The sequence below is a fragment of the Streptomyces sp. NBC_00597 genome (assembly GCF_041431095.1).
Lineage (GTDB): Bacteria > Actinomycetota > Actinomycetes > Streptomycetales > Streptomycetaceae > Streptomyces.
In genome coordinates, this window is record NZ_CP107757.1 from 1,777,587 (window position 1) to 1,798,366 (window position 20,780).

Genomic DNA, 20,780 nt, shown 5'->3' on the forward strand with positions numbered 1-20,780 from the left:
GGTCGTGCGCCCGCCGGTGCCCTGCGCGGCGGCCTTCCCCCCGCCCCGGGCGATCACACCGCACCACCCTCACCTCCCACCCCACCGTTTTCGAAGGAGCCCCCTGTGAGAAGCAAGCGAGTCCTGCCGCCGGCCGTGCTGATCCTGTGCACGGCGGCCCTCACGGGTACGGCGCCCGCGGTCGCCTCGCCGCAGAACGCGCCGCAGGCCGCTCCCGCGGCAGCGCCCACGGCAACGCCCGCCGCCCCGCTGCGGATCCTGCTCACGAACGACGACGGCTACAACGCGCCGGGCATCCGCAAGGCGTTCGAGCGGCTGACCACCGCCGGGTACGACGTCACCGTCGTCGCGCCGCTCACCAACCAGAGCGGCACCGGCACGAAGCTGGCCGGCGCGCCCACGATCGCGGTGAAGCACCCCGAGCCGAAGGTGTGGGCCGTGGACGGCACGCCCGGTGACGCCGTGTCCTTCGGCCTCGCCGAGGTCTTCGAGGGGCACGCCCCCGACCTGGTGGTCTCCGGCACCAACTTCGGCCCGAACGTGGCCGGCCTGGCCACCCACTCCGGTACGGTCGGCGGCGCCGTCGTCGCCCTGGAGAGCGGCGTCCCGGCCATCGCGCTGAGCACCGGCGGCCTGGCCGTTCCCGACCCGACGGCCACGGTCAACGCGATGGGCCCCACCGTCGACTTCGCGGTCAAGCTGATCGACCGGCTGCGCGACCGGGCGCGGTCCGGACCGCTGCTGCCGAAGGGCGTCGGCCTGAACGTCAACCACCCGGTCGTCGGCGCGGACGGCAAGGGCGCCGCCGCCGGCGTCGCCGCGACCTTCCAGGACCCGCAGGCCCCGCTGCAGCCGGACTACACCGACGCCGGGGACGGGACCTGGAAGGTGAACGTGCAGTTCCGCCCGCAGCCGCCCGTCAGGGGCGGTGACGTGGAGGCCGTGAACGCCGGCAAGATCGCCATCAGCCCGATGAACGCCGACTGGAACGCCGGGCCCGCCGAGTTCGCGGTCGCCTCCGCCCTGATCGCGGGGCTACGCCCGTGAGGCGACCTCGTACGGCACGGTCGCTGCTCGGCGCCGCGTGCGCGCTCGCGGCCCTGCTCACCGCGGCGCCCCCCGCGTCGGCCACGAAGGCGGCTCCGCCCAGCGGCACCGCGCACCCCCAAGTCAACGTGGCGCAAGGCGTGCTGCGCGGGCAGGAGCACGACGGCGCCCAGGAGTTCCTGGGTGTCCCCTACGCCGCTCCCCCGGTCGGGGACGCCAGGCTGCGCCCGCCGCAGGAGCCGGGCCGCTGGACCGGGGTCCGCGAAGCCGGCCGGCAGGCCCCGGCGTGCCTGCAGTTCTCGCCGCACGGCCTGCGCGATCCGCAGGACGTCAGCGAAGACTGTCTGTACCTCGACGTGTACCGGCCCCGAACGGCCCGTGCCGGAGCCCGGCTTCCGGTGATCGTGTGGCTGCCCGGGGGTGCGTTCAGCCAGGGCACGGGGACGCAGTTCGTCGGCCGCACCATGGCCGATCTCACCGGTACCGTCGTCGTCAGCATCAACTACCGCCTGGGGCAGCTCGGATACCTCGGACTGCCCGAGATCGCCGGGCAGAACGCGCAGCGTTCCGGTTCTTTCGGGCTGATGGACCAGATGGCGGCGCTGCGCTGGACCCGGGAGAACATCGCCGCGTTCGGCGGGAACCCGGGCAACGTGACGGTGGCGGGGCAGTCTGCGGGCAGCGCTTCCGTCTGTGCGCTGCTGGCGGCGCCTTCGGCCGCCGGGCTGTTCCACCGGGCCGTGCTGCAGAGCGGGCCGTGCACGCTGATCCGCACGCCGGACGGTGCGCGGGCCGAGGCGCAGGCGCGGGCCTTCGCCGCGCATGCGGGCTGTAGGGAACCGGGAACGCTGGTCGAGTGCTTGCGGGCCGCTTCCGGGACGGTGCTGGTCGAGGCGGCCCGTACGGTGCCCACCTCGGGTCCGGCGTCCGGCGACGGACTGCTGCCGGTCGATCCGGCGGAGGCCATCGAGAGCGGGCACTGGAACAAGGTGCCGGTGCTGATCGGGAGCAACCGCTCGGAGGCGCGCTTCTTCGTCGCGCTCACGCAGCCGTACCTGACGCAGGAGCAGTACACCGCGCAGGTCCTGGCGGGGTACGGGGCCGCGGGCCCGCAGGTGCTGGCCCGGTACCCGGTGTCGGCGTACGGGCCCCCGTACCTGGCGCTGTCGGCGGTCATGACGGACGCGACGTTCGCCTGCCAGACGCAGTGGACGGCGCAGCTGTTCGCCGGGCAAGTGCCGACGTACGTCTACGAGTTCGACGACCCTGACTCGCCGACCCTGGCCGGGGCGCAGGTGCCCGGCCTGGACGAGTCGAACGCGCACAGTGCGGAGTTGGCGTACCTGTACGACTTCACCATGACCGAGCGCCCGTTGACCGCGGGCCAGGTCGCGTTCGCGGCGCGGATGAAGCGCTACTGGGGTGCGTTCGCGCGCTACGGCGCGCCCGTGGTGCCGGGGCAGCCGCTGTGGCCGGCGGGCGGGTCCGGGGCCGGGCCCGCCCAGGTGCTGGCCCTCAATCCGGCGGCGATCCGGGCGGGCACCTCGTTCGGGGCGGACCACCAGTGCGCCTTCTGGCGGACCCGGCCGCCCGGGCCGCCGGTGTGATCGGCTGAACGCGGCTCCGGCCCGGCCCGGGGGGGGCCGGGCCGGGGTCGGTCAGCCGGTCCTCGTACCCGAGTGGCGGCGGCGCAGGATGAACACGGCCGCCGCCACGAGGGCGACGAGGACGGACCCGAGGGTCAGCAGCCAGGCGGGGACGCCTCCGACGGTGAGCAGTTCGCCGTGGTAGATGACCTTCCGGTACGGGGTGTCGGCGGCCGTGGCGCGCAGTTCGTGGTCGGCGTCGATGCGGCCCGGTTCCGGGAACTCCTGCTCGATCGCCGTCAGGAAGGCGGGCTTGCCGCCGGTGAGCGTGGCGAGGGCGCCCTCCGGGGTGACCTCGCCCGCGAAGGTGATCTTCGGGTCGGCGCCGCCGATCGGGGAGGCGGGTTCCATCCGGTGGTCGGCGAGGACGTACAGGCCGAGGGACTGGGGGGTCTTGGCCAGCCGGGACAGCCGCATCGGGTAGACCAGCCGGTTGCTGTCGAAGCGGATCTTCAAGGGGTCGAGGGTGCCCTTCAGGGTCTTGCCCGGTTCCCGGGGGGCGAGGCGTACGGCGACGTACTCCCACTTCTGGTCGACGTACGGCTTCAGTTCGGCGGCGAGGCCGTCGGGCAGTTTGAAGCCGTTGGTCTCCAGCCAGTTGCGCAGCGCGTCGGGGTCGGTCGCGGTGAGGCGCGCGACGTCGAAGTCGCCGAGCTGTTCGCGGCCGACGACGCCGACCGAGGGCGCGCCCGCGCCGGGCGCCGCGTCGCCCACGGAACGGGACGAGCCCGAGGAGAAGGGCCAGTCCCGGTCACGGGGCCAGAAGTAGCTGCGGGTCTTGAACTCGGGCCGGGTGAGCCAGGTCAGCTGTTGGAACACGTCCCCGTCGCCCAGCTCGACCGACGCCCGTCCGGGCACCGGCATGATCCAGGCCGCCCGCGGGGCGTCCCCGCGGACGACGAACCGCATCACGATCTGTTCCGTGCGCCCGTCGAAGCGCACGACGGAGGTCTCGCGTTCGACGCCGATCCGGGCGTACCCCTCGGGGATCATGGCGCCGCAGCCGCAGGCGTACGCCGGGCTGATCAGCGATCCCAGCTGTGTCGCGAGCAGGGCCAGCAGCAGGGCGGTGATTCTTCGTTTCATCCACACGGGGTCTCAGACGAGAGCCCCGGTGTTCCGGTTCCGGCCACGGTCACAGGGCCGTTCCGACTGGCGGAACCCCCTGGTCAGGCTGGTTCCCGATGCCCATACTGCTCGCATGAGAGGGACGGACAAGCCGCGCAGCAGCCCCTTGGTGCCGGACGCGGTGGGGGTAGAGATCGGCCGGCACGACTGGGAGGCCGTGACGTGCGGCTGCGGCCGCAGCGCGGGGCACCTCGTGGACACGCTGTGGGCGGCGGCCGAGGGGCACCCGGCCGCCTTCCGGGCGCTGGAGGGCCACGCCTTCCTGTCCGGACGCCTGCACCCGCCCGCGCCCGGGGTGTGCGGGGTGCTGATGGGCGTGTGGTCGGCGGGCCCGCCGCGGCTGGCCACCCGCGAGGCGCTGCTGTGGACGCTGCTGTCCCTGCTCGGCGCCGAGGACGACGGGTCCTCGTACGAGGCCGGGCTGTACGGGCAGTGCGCGGCGTTCGTCCGCGCCGGTCTGCCCTCGCTGCGCCGCGCGGCGGCCGCCGCGCCGGGCACCGCGACGGCCGCCTACGTGGACGGCGTCGTGGAGCTGCTCGGCCTGGTTTCCTGACGGTCCTGGCGCGGGACGCCGTCCGCGAGGCACCGCCGCAGCAGGTCCGGGGTGACGTCTTCCAGGGAGTGCGCGAAGGTGCGCGCCGGCGAGGCCGGCACCTCCAGCAGCGACGGGACGACCAGCACCCCGCATCCGGCGGCCTCGGCGGAGGCGGCGCCGTCGGGCGAGTCCTCCACGGCCACGCAGTCCCCCGCCGTGGCGTCGAGCCGTTCGGCGGCCGTCCGGTACGGCTCCGGGTGCGGTTTCGTGCGGTCCGTGTCGTCGGCGGACAGGGTGAACGCGAACGGGACATGGGCCAGCGAGCCGCCGACCACCGAGTCCACGACGAGCCGCGGCGAGGCGCTGACCAGGGCGAAGGGCACGCCTTCCGTCTCCAGCGCGGTCAGCAGCCGCTGGGCGCCGGGCCGCATCGGCGCCCCGGCCTCCACCCGGCGGAAGAAGTCCGCGGTCAGGGACTGCGCCACCGCGGACGGGTCTCCCCCACCCGAGACCCGTACGAGGTGGGCTGCGGTGTCCTCGACGGCGCGGCCGACGACCTCGGGGGCGTCCGCGTCGGTGAGTTCGTGGCCGAGGCCCTGGGCGATGCGCTCGGTGGTCCGCCACCACAGCACCTCGGTGTCGACCAGGGTGCCGTCCATGTCGAACAGGACGGCGGCGAGGGCGCTCACGCGGACCGGGCCACGACGAGGACCGGACGCTCGGCCAGCCCGACGGCGGCCCGCGCGCCCGGCGCGAGTTCGCCGGCGTCCCGCGAGGGCAGGTCCGCCTTGACGGTGGTGCCGCCGGGCAGTTCGAGGTGGAGCCGGGTCACCGCGCCGAAGAAGGACGCGGAGACGACGGTCGCGGTGCCTTCGGGGTCGGCGCTCGCGGTGACGTTCTCGGGCCGGACCAGCACCTCCACGTCCCGCGTCGCCTTGGGGACCGGGCCGTCGACGGGCAGCCGGGCACCGGCCACCTCCACCAGGCCGGCGTCGGTCAGGCGGCCCGGCAGCCGGTTCATGGTGCCGACGAACTCGGCGACGAACGGCGTCGCGGGGCGCTCGTACAGCTCGGCGGGGGAAGCGCACTGCTCCAGGCGGCCGGCGTTCAGGACGGCGACCCGGTCGGCCATCGACAGCGCCTCCTCCTGGTCGTGCGTGACGAACACGGTGGTGATGCCGAGGGAGAGCTGGAGTCGTCGGATCTCGTCGCGCAGGTTGGCCCGCACCTTGGCGTCCAGCGCGGAGAGCGGTTCGTCGAGCAGCAGCACGCGGGGGCGCAGCGCCAGGGCGCGGGCGAGTGCGACGCGCTGCTGCTGGCCGCCGGACATCTGGTGCGGGTAGCGGTCACCGTGGTCCGGCAGGCCGACCAGGTCGAGGAGTTCGGCGGCCCGCTCGCGGCGCCGGGCGGCCGCGACCTTGCGCACCCGCAGGCCGAAGGCGACGTTGTCGCGGGCGCTGAGGTTCGGGAAGAGGCTGTACGACTGGAAGACCATCCCGGCGTCGCGCCGGTTGGCCGGTACGCGGGTGATGTCCTCGCCGTCGACCAGGACCTCACCGGAGTCGGGCTGCTCGAAGCCCGCGACCACGCGCAGCGCGGTGGTCTTTCCGCAGCCCGACGGGCCGAGCAGGGCGACGAGTTCGCCCGGCTCGATGGTCAGGTCGAGCCCGTCGAGGGCGATGGTCGAGCCGAACGCCCGCCGCAGGCCGCGGAATTCGACGCGTGCGCCCGCGGGGGTCGCGCCGTCATCGGGGCCCTCGGGCTTCCTGGCCGCGGGAAGGGTGGTGGACATGTCGGTCAGGACTCCTTGCGGGAGGTGGAGGTACTGGGGGCGGAGGACACCGTGGCGGGGTTGGTCCCGGCCCGCGAGAGGACGAGCAGCAGCAGCCACGTGATGAGGAGGCTGAGGATGGAGACGGCCACCGACATCCGGGCGTGGGCTCCGGAGATCGTGACGATCCACACGGCGAAGGGCCGGAAGCCCAGGAGGGAGGCGATGGTGAACTCGCCGAGGACCAGGGCCAGGGTGAGGAAGGCCGCTCCGGCGAGCGAGGCCCGCAGGTTGGGCAGGAGCACGCGCAGGACCACGTACGGCCAGCTCGCGCCGCAGCTGCGGGCGGCTTCGACCAGGGTCGGCACGTCGATGGCGCGCAGGCCCGCGTCGAGGGAGCGGTAGACGAAGGGCAGCGCCAGTACCGTGTACGCGAGGACCAGGACGACGGGGAACTGCTCGTTCTGCACGGCCAGGAAGGTCTGGTAGAGCGGGGTCCGCGACAGGTGCTCGGGTCCCCAGCGCAGCACGGTGGTGATACCGGTGACCAGTGCGATCGGCGGGACCACCAGCGGCAGCATGCACATCACCTCCACGACCGGGCGCAGTCGCGGCGAACCGAGCCGTACGGCGACCAGAGCGGGCACTGCGAGCAGCAGTGACGTCGCGATGGTCGCGGCGGCCAGCCCGAGGGAGAGCAGCATGCTCTCGGTGAACCCGTCGGCGGAGAGCAGCTGTGTGTACGCCTCGAAGCTGATGCCCTGCCCGGGCACGTGCACGGTGAACACGAAGGAGGCGATCAGCGGGACGAGGAAGTACGCGCCCGCCAGCAGGAGTACGGCTCCGCGCCAGACCCGCGGACGGGGGCGGCGGCGCGGCCGGGCCGCCGTGCCGGGTGCGGCGGGGCCGGCCGGCGCTGTCGCGCCCGTCCCTGCGTGCGGGGCGGTCGATGCGGGCGTCGGGGTCATCGCAGCCATCGGGCGCTCCGTCGCTGGAGGGGCAGGTAGACCGCCATGACGAGGCCGGCGATCAGGATCATGTCGAGGCCGAGGGCGAGCGCCACGTTCTCCTGTCCGGTCAGTACGTTTCCGGACAGCGCGTCGGCGATCTTCAGCGTGACCAGCGGTACGGAGCCGCCGACGAGGGCCGCGGCCGTGGCGTGCGCGGCGAAGGCGGTGCCGAAGAGCAGCACGAACCCGCCGAGCAAGGAGGGAGCCAGGACGGGCAGTCCGACGTGGCGCCAGAACTGCCATCCGGTGGCCCCGTTGTTGTGGGCGGCTTCGCGCCACTGCGGCCGCAGTCCGTCCAACGCCGGGGCGATCACGAGCACCATCAGCGGGATCAGGAAGTACAGGTAGACCACGGTGAGACCGGTGAAGGAGTACAGGTTCCAGCCGAGTCCCGTGAGATGGGCGAGCTGGGTGACGACTCCGGAGATGCCCACGGTGGCGATGAACGCGAACGCGAGCGGGACGCCGCCGAAGTTGGCGAGGACGCCGGAGGCGGTCAGCGCGGCGCTGCGCAGGGCGCGGGACCGGGAGGTGACCACGGCCTGGGCGATGAGGACCCCGAGCACGCCGCCCACGGTCGCGGTGAGGGCGGAGAGCTGGACGCTGCCGATGAGCGAGCCGAGGTAGGGGCCCTGGAGCGAGCGCGCGAGGTGCTCTCCGGTCAGCCGGGTGGCGCCGGTCGCCGGGTCGGTCTGCGTGACGGCGCCGAAGGCGATGGCGCCGAGCGGGATGCCGAAGCAGAGCCCGGTGAAGGCGAGGAGCGGGAGGGCGGCGAGCCAGGTGCGCGGGCCGCGCCGCCGGCGGCGGCTGGTGCTGCCGCCGGCGGTCCCCTCCGGGTGGGAGGTGGGGGTGGAGGGGGACATCAGGAGAGCGCCTTGTCCCACTTCTCGGCGAGGGTGGCCTTGGCCTTGTCCAGCTCCGCGGAGGCGGGGAAGGTCGGGGTGCCCTGGATCTGCGGGAGCTTGGCGGCCGCGTCCTTGTCGGCGGTGCCGTCCTGGGTCATGACGGGGAGCAGGACCGGGCGGGCGTGGCCCTTCAGCCACAGGTTCTGGCCCTCGGCGCTGTAGAGGAACTCCATCCACAGGCGGGCGGCCGCCGGGTTCGGGGCCTCCTTGTTGACGGCCTGCGAGTAGTACTGGGCGTAGACGCCGTCGGTGGGGACGGCGACCTTCCAGTCGACGCCCTTGCCCTTGAACTGCTCGGCGTAGCCGGCGTTCAGGTAGTCCCAGTCGATGGAGATGGGCGTCTCGCCCTTCTCGACGGTGGCCGGGGTGGACTCGACCGGGATGAAGTTGCCGCTCTTGCGCAGCTGTCCGAAGAAGTCGATGCCGGGCTGGATGTCGGCGAAGGAGCCCTTGTTGGCGAGGGCGGCCGCGTAGACGCCGCCGAAGGCGGAGCCGGACTTGGTCGGGTTGCCGTTGAGGGCGACCTTGCCCTTGTACTCGGGCTTGAGCAGGTCCGCGAAGGTGGCGGGGCAGTTCGGGATCTTGGCGGCGTCGCAGCCGATGGAGACGTAGCCGCCGTAGTCGTTGTACCAGCGGCCGTCGGCGTCCTTCTGGCCGGCCGGGATCTTGTCCCAGGCGGTGACCTTGTACGGGGCGAACAGGTTCTCGTCGGCTCCGCTGCGCGCGAAGGCGATGCCGAGGTCCATCACGTCGGGGGCGCGCTTCTGGCCCTTGCGGGACTTCACGGCGGCGATCTCGTCGGAGCTGGAGGCGTCCGGGTTCTCGCTGCTGACCTTGATCTTGTACTTGGCCTCGAAGGCCTTGATGATCTCGCCGTAGTTCGCCCAGTCCGGCGGCAGCGCGATGACGTTCAGCTGGCCTTCCTTCTGGGCGGCCGCGACGAGGGCGTCCATGCCGCCGAGGTCGGCGACCGAGGTCGCGGCGCCCGGCTGCACCTGGGACTTGCCGTCGGCAGCGGTACCGGCGGCCTGGTCCGGAGCGGCGCCACACGCACTGAGCGTGGTGAGGACGGCGGCGCTGAGCAGTACGGCTGCACCACGGCGGGCGGAGGAACTGAGCACGGTCTCTCCCGGAGACGGGTTCCTGACGGGGGTCTACTTGTCTGAACAAGTTGGCTCCAGTTCGCCCGGCTTCACTGTACGGACGGTGAACGGGGGCTGGACCGCGGGGCACGACTCGACGAAGAGACGAGAATGACCGAAAGCAGCCGTGACAGGACCGGTGTAATGATCTTCAAGGCCTAGGGTGGCGGAACACGTACACGGCTGCGACGACGACAGGGGGCGGCACGGCATGGGCACGGTCCGGTATCTGGAGATCGCCGAGGCGCTGCGCACGGCGATCCTCTCCGGCGAGTACGCGGTGGGCGCCCAACTACCATCGGAGAGCGATCTGGCCACCCGCTGGTCCGCGTCCCGCGGAACCGTCCGCCAGGCCGTGGCCACGCTCGCCGCGGAGGGGCTGATCGGTTCCCGCCAGGGCGCCCGCAGGATCGTCCTGCGCCACGAGCGCCGGCACAGCTTCGGCGAACTGAACAGCTTCGCCCAGTGGGCCGACGGGCTCGGCCAAGAAGTCACCAGCCGTTTCCTCACCCGGACCCGCCGGCCGGCCACCGCCGAGGAGGCCGACCGGCTCGCGCTCGCGCCGGGCACCGAGATCCTGGCCGTGCTGCGACTGCGGCTCCTGGACGGGGAGCCGACCATGGTGGAGCGGACCGCGTACGCGGACTGGGTCGCGGGCGCGGTCGAGGCGATGCCGGACGACGTCGGCTCGGTGATGGACGGCCTCGCGAACGGGTCCGGGATCGTCGCCCACTACGGCGAGCACCTGATCGACGCCCTGGGGGCCGGCAGCGAGGACGCCCGGCTGCTGGAGATCCGGCGCGGGAGCCCGCTGCTGCGCCAGCGACACGTATCGGCCACCGCCACCGGTCGCCCGATCGAGTGGAGCGACGACCGCTACCGTGCCGGCAGCGTCACCTTCAGCGTGAGCAACTCCGCGGTAGCCACTCCCTTGGAGCGCCGCACGGGCGAGGGATGAGGGCTCGGCGCGCAGCCGCACCATCCGGCCGGTCGACCGACCCGACGGTCGGGGACGGCGCCGCTGTATCGTCCCGGCAGAACGATCAGCTGCCGAACGGGTACGAAACCGCATGAAGGAAAACCGATGATCGATGTGCAGCGGCTGCGCATCCTGCGGGCCGTCGCCGAGCACGGCAGCTTCAACAAGGCGGCCGGTGCACTGCTGCTGACCCCGTCCGCCGTCTCGCAACACATCGCGTCGCTGGAACGGAGCCTGGGCCACCCGGTGGCGGTGCGCAGCACCCGCGGGGTCACCCTGACCGAGCCGGGACGGCTGCTGGTGGAGGCGGCGGAGACGATCTCCGCCGAGCTGGACCAGGTCCGCCACGCGATCGACCGGCTGACGGCCGACCGACCACGGCTCACGATCGCCACGTTCACCAGCGGCGGACGCCGGCTGCTGCCCGGGGCGCTGGCCCGGTTCGTGGCCGCGCACCCCGATGTCGAGCTGACCGTGCGGGAGGCCGAACCCGAGGACGCGGTCCCGATGGTGCGCGGCGGCCGCGCCGACCTCGCCCTGGCCTACCACTTCGACGGGCCGCTGCCCCTGCGGGCCGGGCTCGACTGGACGCCGCTGACGGACGATCCGCTGTGGCTGGTCCTGCCGCGCGAACACCGGCTCGCCGGCCGTGCCTCGATCGGTCTCGCCGAACTGGCAGAGGACCGCTGGGTGCTCGGCTGCCTCAAGACGGAGGCCTTCCTGCACCGGTACGCGGGGCTCGCCGGATTCGACCTGCGGGTGGCGGCCTCCACGACCGACTGGTTCTTCGCACAGACCCTGGTTGCCGCGGGTGTGGGCGTCTCGCTGATCCCGCACGTGTCGCTGGCCCCGGAGGCGTCCCTCGCGGTCGTACGGGTCGAGCCGCCGCGCCCCGCCCGGCACATCGGGGTGGTCACCCCGCGCCTGCGCCACCCGCACCCGTACGCCGAGGCGCTGACCGCGGCGCTGGCCGAGGCGGTGGAGCGGTGACCGGACACCTGCTGTGCGGGCTCGCGGACAATCCGGCGCTGCCGGGCGCGCTGCTCGACCGGCTGGTCGAGCGTGCCGTCGCGGACGACGCCGAGGGGGCGGAGCTCGCCGATGCGCTGAGCGAGCGCCCGGACCTCGGGCCCGTCCGGGCGGCGGCGCTGGCCGCGCGCGACGAACACGTCGCGATCCGGCTCGCCCACTCGGGCCTGCTGGACGCCGCCGACGTGGACCCGGAGGCCCGGCCCGCGGTGGCCCTGGCCCTGCTGGACGAGGGCGTCGCGCCGCCCGGCTGGGCCCGTCTGCTGGCGGCCCATCCGGACCGGGGGATCCGCGAGACCCTGGCCTCCCGGCCCGGCCTGCCCCTCGACGTCGTGGAGACGCTCGCCGCCGATCCGGATGTCGCAGTGGTCGCGGAGCTGGCCCTGTGGACGACGGAGCCGTCGATCGCCGCGCGCCTGGCGGCGCACCCGCATGCCGAGGTGCGCCGGGGGGCCGCGTTCAACGAGGCGGTGCCGCCGGTCGCGCTGATCACCGGCGAAGGGCTCGCTCCGGCCCGCTCCTGCCTGGTCTGCGACCGTGAGGAGATCCCCTTCACCCACGATCCGTACTGCCCGCGGACGGACTGCGAGCTGCGCGGCGGCGCCGCCTGCGCGGGCGGGCACGAGTCCACCGTCCACGAGATCAGGGAGCAGGCCGCGCGGAACCCGGCGACTCCCGCCGCGGCCGCGGCCTCCCTCGTCGGCGACCCGTCCATGCTGATCCGCTGGGCGCTGGCCGAACGCGCCGACCTGTCGCAGGAGTTGTACGCGCGGCTCGCATTCGACCCGGTACTGGGGGTCCGCGCGGAGGCGGCCGGAAATCCCGCGATCGGCGAACCCCTGATCCGCGCACTGGCCGCCGGGGGCGGCGGGGACGAGGTGGCGCGCAGCCTCGCCCGGCACCCGCGGGTGCCGCTCGACGTGCTCGCGCAGCTGGCCGCGGCGACCCGGATCGGCCCCACCCTGCTGCCGAGGATCGCCACCGCCACACCCGCCGAACTCGCGGAGGCTGCCGGGGCGGCGGATGCCCGCGTACGGATGCTGGTGGCCGAGCGGCGCGATCTGGAGCCGGAGTTGCGCGACCGTCTGGCCGCCGATCCGAACGCCGCGGTGGTCCGGTCCGTAGCCCCGCACCCGGGCCTGTCCGAGGAGCGGCTGCGCGCCGTGGTCGCGCGCCACGGCGCACTGGTCCTCGCACGGGTGGCGGCCAATCCGGACGCCCCGCCGGACCTGCTGGAGGAGCTGGCCCGGCACGATCCGCCGGTGCGGCGGGCGCTGCGCGAGATCGCCGGTCACCGCAACGCGACGGCCGAGGCGCTCTCGCCCTGCCTCGCCGACGCGAAGGCCCGGCCCCGCGCCGGCGGTCACCCGGCGCTGCCCCCGGAGGTCATCGTCGACCTGCTCGCGGACGCCGATCCCGCGGTGGGCCGAGCTGCGGCCGCCAACCCCGCGCTGCCCGTCGGGGTGATGGCGCGCCTGCTCAGGAGCTGACGAGGCCCTGTGCGGACGGCGGCGCGTCCGGGGTATCCGGGGTGTCCGGGGGCTGCGGTGACTCCGCGTGGATGCGGCCGTCGCGCAACTCCACCACCCGGTCCGCGAGTTCGATCAGCGCCGGGTCGTGGGTGGCGACCAGGACGGTGACTCCTTCACTGCGGACCACCGCGCGCAGGAGCTGCATGATCGAGTGGCCCGTCTCGGAGTCGAGCTGGCCGGTGGGTTCGTCGGCGATGATCAGGGCCGGCTCGTTGGCCAGGGCGCGGGCCACGGCGACCCGCTGCTGCTGACCGCCGGAAAGCTCGCCGGGGCGCTGCTCGGCGTGCTCGGCCAGACCGACCAGGGCGAGCAGGGTGCGGGCGCGTTCCTCCCGCTGCTTCGCCGGGATCCCCCGCATCCGCATCGGGACGCCGACGTTCTCGACCGCGGTCAGGACGGGGAGCAGGCCGAAGGACTGGAAGACGAAGCCGATCCGGTCGCGGCGCAGGGCGAGCAGGCCCGGTTCGTCCAGTGCGGCGAGATCGGTGCCGTCGAGCACGACGGTGCCGCCGCTCGGGGTGTCCAGTCCGCCAACCAGGTTGAGCAGGGTGGTCTTGCCGGAGCCGGAGCGGCCCTTGAGGGCGGTGAGCACGCCGCGTTCCACCTCGAACGACACCCCGCGCAGGGCGTGTACGGCGCGCTTGCCGCTGCCGAAACTGCGGTGGAGGCCGTCCACCACGAGCATGGGCGTCGCCGCCGTGTCGTCCTGATCCTGCGTCATGGTGTGGACTCCCCCTGGAATCTCAATCGCTTCATTTCGAATTTGCTCATCCGTCCCGCCCTTCGCGCAAGACCCTTCCGTCGCGCGTTCGAATCTGACAGCATTGTCCGCTATCCGGTGCCAACGGTCCGGATGGGGGAGGAACACGGCACATGCTCGGCTTCGTCGTGCGCCGGCTGCGCGGGCGGGTGCCGCTCTCCGCCGCCGTGCTGCTGACCGTACTGATCACCACGACGGTACTCACCGCACTGTCCGCGTTCACCCGCGACGTGGGCGAGGCCGGGCTGCGTCAGGCCCTCCAGGGCCCGGACCGGGCCCGGACCACCGTCCTCGTCACCGGCGAGCACGCCGCGGCCGACCGCGGCACGGACGACGAGGCCGTACGCGCCTTCGCCGAAGGGCTGTTCGGCCGGCTGCCAGTCGCCGTCGAGAGCGTCGCGCGCAGCCGTTCGTTCGGGCTGCCGGGTGCACGCACCCCGGGCAAGGACGCCGATCTGACGCTGCTCGCCGCCTTCGACCAGAAACACGTACGGCTGCTCGCGGGGGCGTGGCCGCAGCCGGTCACCGCACCCGGCGGCCGGCTGCCGGTGGCCGTTCCGCGGGCGGCACTGACCCGGCTCGGGCTGAGCCCGCAGGCCCTGCCCGCCGAGGTGCGGCTCGACGACCGGTACGGCGGCGCCCCGCTGACCGTGCTGGTCACCGGCGTGTACCGGACGGCCGACCCCGACGCGCCCTACTGGCGGCTCGACCCGCTCGGCGGCCGGGAACTCCAGGTCGGCAGCTTCACCACGTACGGCCCGCTGCTCGTGGACGACACGGCCTTCACCGCGGGCGGGCTGGTGCAGAACAACCGCGGCTCGCTCCTCACCCCGGACTTCGCCGGCGCCCGCAGCTCCGACACGGAGGCCGTGCGGGACCGTACGACCGCAGCCGCCGACGCGCTGAAGCGCACCAAGTCCCTGCAGGCCAAGACCGAACTGCCGGAGTTCCTCGGTGAACTGGCATCCGCGCAGCTCGTCGCCCGCTCGACCCTGCTCATCGGTGCGCTGCAGCTCGCCGTCCTGGCCGGGGCCGCCCTGCTGCTCGTCGCACACCTCCTGACGGAGCGCCAGGAGGGCGAGCGCGTCCTGCTCACCGCGCGCGGCGCGTCCCGTCGCCGGCTCGGCGTGCTGAGCGCGGCCGAATCGCTGCTGCTCGCCCTGCCCGCCGCCGTCCTCGCACCGCTGCTCACCCCGGCGCTGCTGCGCCTGCTCGGCGGGTTCGGGCCGCTCGCCCGGGTGCCGATGCGCCCCACCGGGACCTGGCTGCTCTGGCCGGTCGCGGCGGGCTGCGCGCTCGCCTGCGTACTGCTGGCCGCGCTGCCCGCCGTACTGCGCGGCGCCGCGGCCGCGGCCCTGCGCCGCACTGGACGCCGCCAGGCCCTGGTCGCCGGAGCCGCCCGTTCGGGCGCCGACCTGGCACTGCTGGCCCTCGCCGCGCTCGCCTACCAGCAGCTGGCCCAACACGGCGAGGACGGACTCACCGCCGGTACGTCGGCTCCCGGCGGCCGCCTCGGCGTGGATCCGGTGCTGGTGGCCGCGCCGACGCTGGCCCTGTGCGCGGGCACGCTCCTGGTACTGCGACTGCTGCCGCTCGCCGCGCGGCTGGGCGGGCGGATCGCCGCGCGGGGCCGCGGCCTTGGCCCGGCACTCGTGGGCTGGCAGCTCGCGCGCCGGCCCGGGCGGGCCACCGGACCCGTGCTGCTGCTCGTACTCGCCGTCTCCAGCGGGGTCCTGGCCCTCGGACAGCACACGGCCTGGTCGGCTTCCCAGCGTGACCAGGCCGAGTTCGCCACCGCCGGGGGGCTGCGGATCTCCGGCAGCGACCTCGCGGCGATGGGCCAGGGCGGCCGGTACGCGGCGCTGCCCGGCGGCGGGGCGGTGATACCGGTGATCCGCAAGCCGCAGGAGCTGCCGGGCGGGCGGGTCGCCCAGGTACTCGCGCTGGACGCGGCCGGGGTGGCCGAACGGGTGCCGCTGCGGGCCGACTTGCGCGACGGGCGCGGGATGGGCGAGTTGTTCGCCCCCCTGTCCGCGCCGACCGCCTCCCGGGCGACCGGCATCGTCCTGCCCGGGCGGCCGCAGCGCATCGACCTCGACGTGGAACTTCGGGTGTCGGGCAGCGACAACGGTCACGCCGGGCTCGGGCTGCTGCTGCGCGACCGGTTCGGGCTCACCTATCGGGCACCGATGGCCCAGCTGCCCACGGGCGGTGCGACGACCGTCTCGGTGGACCTGGGCGCGCTGACCGGCGCCCCGCTGGGTTCGGCCGCGGCGCCGCTGACCCTCGCCGGGATCGCGGTGTCGTACGTCCCGGGCGAGAGCGGCGCCTCGGACTTCGCCGTGCCCGAGCCGCCGGACGCCGGCGGCGAGTTGACCGTACGCCGGCTGTCCGTCGCCGACGCTCCGGCCGGCCGGGCCGAACCGGTGCCGACCCCGGCCACGGCTGGCGCGGGCGGCTGGACGCTGACCGCTCCCGCGCTGACCGGCGGCTCCCCCGCCGCGGAACTGCTGCCGGGCGCACAGGACGGTGCGGAGCTGGTACGGCTGCGCTACCGGGGTGGCAGCAAGGCCGCGGGCGGGATCCAGCTGGCGCTGGCCCCGCCGGGCGTGCAGACCATCGCCGAGGTGCCGGGCATCGCCACCCGCGCCTATCTCGCCGGGGTCGGCGCGGCCGTCGGCGACCTGGTCCCCGTCCCGCTGGGCGGCGCATCGGTGCCGGTGCGGATCACGGCCGCGATCGGCTCGCTGCCCGTCGCCGGGGACACCGCGCTCGCTGTCGACCTGGACGCCGTGGGACGCCTGCTGGCGGCCGGCGGCGCACGGGAACTGCCCGCGCCCACCGAGTGGTGGCTGCCCGCGAAGTCCGCCGACGACACCGCGCCCGCCCGCGCCGCCGCCGAACTGCGGGCCGGCGCCGGGGTGCAGCAGGTACGGCTGCGCGGGGAGGTCGCCGCCGGGCTGCTGGACGACCCGCTGAGCGCAGGCCCGCAGAGCGCGCTGGCCGCCCTCGCCGCGGCCTGCGCGGTGCTCGCGGCCATCGGATTCGCGGCCTCCGCGGCGGCGGGCGCCCGGGAGCGGGCCCGGGATTCGGCGGTACTGATGGCGCTCGGGGCGTCCCGGCGGAGCTTGGCCCGGACGGCGGCGGCCGAGAGCTGCCTGCTGGTCGGGCTCGGCAGCGCCGTCGGGGTCGGGCTGGGCGCCGCGATCGTCCATCTGGTGGTGCCGCTGGTGGTGCTGACGCCCGCCGCGCGCCGCCCCGTGCCGCAGGTGCTGGTCGACCTGCCCGGCGGCATGACCCTGCTGCTGACCGCCGCGGTCGCCGCGGTACCGCTGCTGTCGGCGGTGCTCGGCGGCCGCCGCGACCGGAACGTCTCGAACGCGGCCGCCCGGCTGCGGCACGTGGAGGAGATGTGACCAGGCCCGCAGAGACACCGGACGGCCCGCCGGGCCACGCGGCCGCGGACGGCCGGAGAACCGGGGACGGGCGGGGAACCGGGGACCGGTCGGCGCCGTGGGTCCGGACCCGGCTGCGGTCGGCGCCGTCGAGCGCCGTGCTCGCCGCGGCGCTCGCCTTCGTCGCCGTCCTGCTGGCGGCCGCCCTGCCGCGCGCGGTGGACCGGGGCGCCGATCAGGCGCTTCGCTCGTTCCTCCACGACCGGGGGCCCGCCGCGACGAGTCTGCTCGCGACCTCCGAGGCGAGGTACGGCAAGCAGTCCGTCGAGGAGCTGGACTCCGTTCGGGCCGCGCTGGTCGCCCGTACCGGCGTCGGCTTCGCCGTCGCCCCCTCGGGGCCGGTCCACGGCTCCCAGGCGGTCAAGGCGCGCGCCCTCGGCAATCCCGAACTGCCCCGCCCCGAAGGTGTTTCGCCCAAGCTGGACCTGCTGCACCTGCGGGAGGCCGCCGCGCACACCGAGCTGGTCGCCGGGCGCTGGCCCGGCGGCGGCGTCCCGGACGGGCCCGTGCCCGTCGCGCTGTCCCAGCAGGCCGCGCAGACCCTGGGCGTCCGGATCGGCACGGTGCTGGAGGCCGTGGCGAGCGGCTCCGCCCCGCCGATGAGCGCCGAGGTGGTCGGCCTCTACCGGGCCACTGACGAGGCCGACGTCTACTGGGCCGGGCTGCCCTGTCTCACCCATGCCTGCGAGAAGACCACCCCCGCCGTTCCGCCCCAGCGGTACTGGCAGACCGCCGCCCTCGTGGGGCCCGACGGGCTCGACCGGCTCGGGCAATGGGGCGAGGGCTCCGAGGACTTCTGGCGGATCCCCGTGGACACCGGCCGGCTGCGCGCCGACCGGTTGCCCGACGTCGCCGCCGAGATCGCCGCGTACGTGAGCGGCCCGACCACCACCGATCTGCGGCGCGCCACCCTGCGGGGCGACCTGCGGATCACCTCGCGGCTGCCGGAGCTGTTCAAGCAGGCCCGGGCCCGGCAGGAGGCGGCCGCGCCGCTCGCCGCGATCGGGCCGGCGGGCGTCGCCGGCGTGGCCGCCGTGGTGTTCTGCTTGGCCGCCGCCCTCACCGCGGACCGGCGGGAGTCGGAACTGCGCCTGTTGCTGGCCCGGGGCGGCTCGCCGGGCGGCATCGTCGGCCGGCTGCTCGGCGAGGGCGCCGTGACCGTCCTGCCCGCCGCCTCGCTCGCGACCGGGCTCGCGACATGGCTGCTGCCGACCCCCCGGTGGACCGCCACCCTGCTCGCGGCGGGCGCCGTCACCCTGCTGGCCCTGCTGGCCTTCCCGGTACGGGCCGCCGTACTGCTGTCCGCCCGGCGCCTCGGGCCGGCGCCGCGCCGCCGGCTGGTCGCCGAACTGCTGGTCGTCGCAGCCACCGCCGCGGCCGTGTTCGAAGTCCGCAGTCGCGGGGTCGCCCCCGCCGGTGAGGGCCTGGACCCGCTGCTCGTCGCCGCCCCGCTGCTGCTCGCCCTGTGCGGCGGCCTGGTCCTGGCCCGGCTCCAGCCCGTCCTCGTGGGGGCACTGGCCCGGGCGGCCGGGCGGCGGCCCGGTCTGGTCGGCTTCCTCGGTCTGGCGCGCGCCGCCCGGGGCACCGGCGGCCGGGCCCGGCCCTCGGTGCTGCCGCTGATCGCCCTGCTGCTGGCCGTCACCACGGGCGGGTTCGGGGCCACGGTGCTGGAGGCGGTGGACGCCGGCCGGCTGCAGGTGGCCCGCCTCACCGTCGGCGGTGACGTCCAGATCACGGCGCCGTACGGGGGCGCCGTGCCCCAGTCGATGGCGGGGGCCGCTGCCGCGCTGCCGGGCGTCCGGACGTCGGTCGGGGTGTGGACGGACGACCAGGCGTTCGTGTTCGGCACCGACCAGGGCTCGACCCAGGTCACGGTGATCGTCGCAGAACCCGTGGCGTACGCGGAACTGGCCCGGACCATCGGGCGCGGGCAGTTCGACCCGGCTCTGCTCTCGGGCGCCGGCAGTGCGGACTCCGCCGACGCCCCGCTGCCCGCCCTGTTCAGCAGCGCCCTGGCCAAGGTGGCGGCGAGCGGCACCTACCGGCTGAGCCTCGGCGGCGGCGGCGAACTGCGGATCGGCTCGGTCGGCGTGGTCGACGGGACCCCGGCCAGGGCCGGGACGGGCGGTGCCGTCGTCGTCCTGCCGGCCGGGCCCACCACCGCGCGGGTGCCCCGGACCGGGGAACCCGACCGGTGGTTCGCGACCGGGGAGGTCGACGGGGCCCGGCTGCGGGAGGCCGTCCGGGCGAACGCCCCGGCCGGGACGGCCGGGCGGTATTCCGTCCGTACCAGCGCCACCGTGGCCGCCGAGCTGGGCAGCGATCCGCTCCAGCGTGCGGCGGGCCGGCTGTTCTGGGCTTCCGTGGCAGGGGCCGCGGGCTTCGCCCTGCTGGCCGTGCTGCTCACGCTGGTACGGGCGGCGCCCGAACGGGCCGCGCTGCTGGCGCGCCTGCGCACGATGGGCCTGCGGCCCCGGGACGGCTTCCGGTTGATCCTGACGGAGGCACTGCCCCAGGCGCTGGCCGCCACCCTCGGCGGCGCACTCGTCGCGGCCGCGGCCGTCGCCCTGCTGGGACCGGCCATGGACCTGTCCGCCCTGGTCGGCTCGACGGTGCCCGCGGGGCTCCGGCTGACGGCGCTGCCCGTACTGACCCAGGCGCTGGGGCTGGCCGTCCTGGTCACCGCGGCCGTGCTCGCCGAAGCGGGGATATCCGGACGGCGTCAGATCACCACCGAGTTGAGAGCGGGAGACCAGCGTTGAACAGCGACCAGCCGACCTTCGAGGAGCTGCGCCGGCAGGCCCTGGCCGCCTCGGGACCGCGCACCCAGCGGGCGGACACCGCCATCGCCTGTGACCGCCTGGTCCGCATCTTCAGCGCGGACGGAGTCGAGGTACAGGCACTGCAGGGCCTGGAACTGACCGTGGAACGGGGTGACCTGGTCGCCCTGGTCGGTGCTTCCGGCAGCGGCAAGTCCACTCTGCTGGGCGTTCTGGCGGGGCTGGACGTGCCCACGGCCGGTTCGGCCACCGTCGAGGGCTACGACCTGCTGGCGATGTCCGCCAAGGACCGGCTGCGCTACCGGCGCGAGGCGGTGGGCTTCGTCTGGCAGCAGACCGCGCGCAATCTCCTGCCCTTCCTGACGGCAGCTCAGAACATCGCCCTGCCCATGCAGTTGCGGGGGCGGGGCGGCCGCGGCACGGCCGGCCGCCGGGCGGCTCAGGTGACCCGTCTCCTGGAGGCCCTGGAGATCGCCGATCTCGCGGACCGGCGGCCCGCCGAGCTCTCCGGCGGCCAGCAGCAGCGGGTGGCCATCGCCGTGGCCATGGCGAACGACCCGGCGGTCCTGCTCGCCGACGAACCCACCGGCGAGCTCGACTCCGAAACGGGAGCGGCGATCTTCGAGGCCTTCCGCACCGTCAACCGGGAGCTCGGCGCCACCGTGGTCATCGTGACGCACGACCCGCTCGTCGCGGGCGAGGTCCGCCGTACGGTGGCGATCCGCGACGGCCGCACCAGCAGCGAGGTGCTGCGCCGCACCGTGACGGACGAGCACGGCGCGGAGTCGGTGAGCGAGCGCGAGTACGTGATGCTGGACCGGACGGGCCGCGTGCAGCTCCCGTACAAGTTCCTCCAGGCGCTGGGCATGGAGCACCGCGTGGCGGTCGACCTGGCCGCGGACCACATCGAGGTCCGCCCCGACTCCGCGGAGGACCCCGCCTGACGCCGGCGCCGCCGCGGCCCGCGCACCGCCACGACCGGTGGACGAACTGGTGGGCGTCACTTCCGTGGGGCGGGTGTCGTTAGGGCCTCGGGGTTGACTTTGGGGGCGAAGGGATGA

Annotated in this window: 16 protein-coding genes; 9 read left to right on the forward strand and 7 right to left on the reverse strand. The window is 74.8% G+C overall.

Annotated features, from left to right (window positions below; genetic code table 11):
* The first annotated feature begins 105 nt into the window (after positions 1-105).
* Entirely contained in the window at positions 106-1,047 is a 942-nt protein-coding gene (gene surE, locus OG974_RS07625) for a 5'/3'-nucleotidase SurE (RefSeq protein WP_371645894.1), read from the forward strand.
* Positions 1,044-2,654, forward strand: a complete 1,611-nt coding sequence (locus OG974_RS07630) for a carboxylesterase/lipase family protein (protein WP_371645896.1) — start codon at positions 1,044-1,046, stop codon at positions 2,652-2,654. The genes surE and OG974_RS07630 overlap by 4 nt, the downstream gene beginning before the upstream one ends.
* A 51-nt stretch (positions 2,655-2,705) precedes the next feature.
* On the opposite strand, the gene OG974_RS07635 is transcribed toward OG974_RS07630, so the two are convergent.
* Positions 2,706-3,779, reverse strand: coding sequence for a DUF2330 domain-containing protein (locus OG974_RS07635; protein ID WP_371645897.1), 1,074 nt, complete (start codon positions 3,777-3,779; stop codon positions 2,706-2,708).
* Between the two features lie 115 nt (positions 3,780-3,894).
* On the opposite strand from OG974_RS07635, the gene OG974_RS07640 reads away from it, so the two are divergent.
* On the forward strand, positions 3,895-4,374 hold the full coding sequence (locus tag OG974_RS07640) for a hypothetical protein (protein ID WP_371645899.1): 480 nt from the start codon (positions 3,895-3,897) through the stop codon (positions 4,372-4,374).
* Here the strand turns inward: OG974_RS07640 and OG974_RS07645 are convergent.
* Genes OG974_RS07645 through OG974_RS07665 form a run of 5 tightly spaced genes read right to left on the reverse strand, consistent with a single transcriptional unit; the run spans position 4,332 to position 9,163 of the window.
* Positions 4,332-5,045: an HAD family hydrolase gene (locus tag OG974_RS07645; protein ID WP_371645901.1), complete on the reverse strand. Its 714-nt coding sequence runs from the start codon at positions 5,043-5,045 to the stop codon at positions 4,332-4,334. The genes OG974_RS07640 and OG974_RS07645 overlap by 43 nt on opposite strands.
* Entirely contained in the window at positions 5,042-6,148 is a 1,107-nt protein-coding gene (locus OG974_RS07650; RefSeq protein WP_371645903.1) for an ABC transporter ATP-binding protein, read from the reverse strand. Before OG974_RS07650 ends, OG974_RS07645 begins: the two co-directional genes overlap by 4 nt.
* A gap of 5 nt (positions 6,149-6,153) precedes the next feature.
* Positions 6,154-7,104, reverse strand: a complete 951-nt coding sequence (locus tag OG974_RS07655; RefSeq protein WP_328761743.1) for an ABC transporter permease subunit — start codon at positions 7,102-7,104, stop codon at positions 6,154-6,156.
* Positions 7,092-8,000: an ABC transporter permease subunit gene (locus OG974_RS07660; protein WP_327281898.1), complete on the reverse strand. Its 909-nt coding sequence runs from the start codon at positions 7,998-8,000 to the stop codon at positions 7,092-7,094. Before OG974_RS07660 ends, OG974_RS07655 begins: the two co-directional genes overlap by 13 nt.
* A complete protein-coding gene (locus OG974_RS07665) occupies positions 8,000-9,163 on the reverse strand; it encodes an ABC transporter substrate-binding protein (protein WP_371645906.1) in 1,164 nt (387 codons plus the stop codon). The genes OG974_RS07660 and OG974_RS07665 overlap by 1 nt, the downstream gene beginning before the upstream one ends.
* A 232-nt stretch (positions 9,164-9,395) precedes the next feature.
* Here OG974_RS07665 and OG974_RS07670 point away from each other — a divergent pair, with 232 nt between their 5' ends.
* The 3 genes from OG974_RS07670 (at position 9,396) to OG974_RS07680 (ending at position 12,682) form a co-directional block, all read left to right on the forward strand.
* On the forward strand, positions 9,396-10,142 hold the full coding sequence (locus OG974_RS07670) for a GntR family transcriptional regulator (protein WP_329316307.1): 747 nt from the start codon (positions 9,396-9,398) through the stop codon (positions 10,140-10,142).
* Between the two features lie 126 nt (positions 10,143-10,268).
* Entirely contained in the window at positions 10,269-11,153 is an 885-nt protein-coding gene (locus OG974_RS07675; RefSeq protein ID WP_327281901.1) for a LysR family transcriptional regulator, read from the forward strand.
* On the forward strand, positions 11,150-12,682 hold the full coding sequence (locus OG974_RS07680) for a hypothetical protein (RefSeq protein ID WP_371645908.1): 1,533 nt from the start codon (positions 11,150-11,152) through the stop codon (positions 12,680-12,682). Before OG974_RS07675 ends, OG974_RS07680 begins: the two co-directional genes overlap by 4 nt.
* Here OG974_RS07680 and OG974_RS07685 read toward each other — a convergent pair.
* Complete coding sequence (locus OG974_RS07685) at positions 12,672-13,445, reverse strand: ABC transporter ATP-binding protein (protein ID WP_371645910.1); 774 nt, start codon at positions 13,443-13,445, stop codon at positions 12,672-12,674. The two genes, OG974_RS07680 and OG974_RS07685, sit on opposite strands and share 11 nt — an antisense overlap.
* Positions 13,446-13,597: 152 nt before the next feature.
* Between OG974_RS07685 and OG974_RS07690 the strand changes: the two genes are divergently transcribed.
* Genes OG974_RS07690 through OG974_RS07700 form a run of 3 tightly spaced genes read left to right on the forward strand, consistent with a single transcriptional unit; the run spans position 13,598 to position 20,663 of the window.
* Positions 13,598-16,900 (forward strand): FtsX-like permease family protein, encoded by a 3,303-nt coding sequence (locus OG974_RS07690; RefSeq protein ID WP_371645912.1) that lies wholly within the window; start codon positions 13,598-13,600, stop codon positions 16,898-16,900.
* A complete protein-coding gene (locus OG974_RS07695) occupies positions 16,897-19,701 on the forward strand; it encodes a hypothetical protein (RefSeq protein WP_371645913.1) in 2,805 nt (934 codons plus the stop codon). Before OG974_RS07690 ends, OG974_RS07695 begins: the two co-directional genes overlap by 4 nt.
* Complete coding sequence (locus OG974_RS07700; protein ID WP_371645915.1) at positions 19,698-20,663, forward strand: ABC transporter ATP-binding protein; 966 nt, start codon at positions 19,698-19,700, stop codon at positions 20,661-20,663. The genes OG974_RS07695 and OG974_RS07700 overlap by 4 nt, the downstream gene beginning before the upstream one ends.
* Positions 20,664-20,780 lie beyond the last annotated feature (117 nt).

Excerpts from the sequence above, each read along its gene's own strand:
- OG974_RS07635 (WP_371645897.1), bottom strand. The coding sequence starts at position 3,779 with ATGAAACGAAGAATCACCGCCCTGCTGCTGGCCCTGCTCGCGACACAG.
- OG974_RS07690 (WP_371645912.1), top strand. The coding sequence starts at position 13,598 with ATGCTCGGCTTCGTCGTGCGCCGGCTGCGCGGGCGGGTGCCGCTCTCC.
- OG974_RS07685 (WP_371645910.1), bottom strand. The coding sequence starts at position 13,445 with ATGACGCAGGATCAGGACGACACGGCGGCGACGCCCATGCTCGTGGTG.
- OG974_RS07650 (WP_371645903.1), bottom strand. The coding sequence starts at position 6,148 with ATGTCCACCACCCTTCCCGCGGCCAGGAAGCCCGAGGGCCCCGATGAC.
- OG974_RS07670 (WP_329316307.1), top strand. The coding sequence starts at position 9,396 with ATGGGCACGGTCCGGTATCTGGAGATCGCCGAGGCGCTGCGCACGGCG.
- OG974_RS07675 (WP_327281901.1), top strand. The coding sequence starts at position 10,269 with ATGATCGATGTGCAGCGGCTGCGCATCCTGCGGGCCGTCGCCGAGCAC.
- OG974_RS07660 (WP_327281898.1), bottom strand. The coding sequence starts at position 8,000 with ATGTCCCCCTCCACCCCCACCTCCCACCCGGAGGGGACCGCCGGCGGC.
- OG974_RS07640 (WP_371645899.1), top strand. The coding sequence starts at position 3,895 with ATGAGAGGGACGGACAAGCCGCGCAGCAGCCCCTTGGTGCCGGACGCG.
- OG974_RS07655 (WP_328761743.1), bottom strand. The coding sequence starts at position 7,104 with ATGGCTGCGATGACCCCGACGCCCGCATCGACCGCCCCGCACGCAGGG.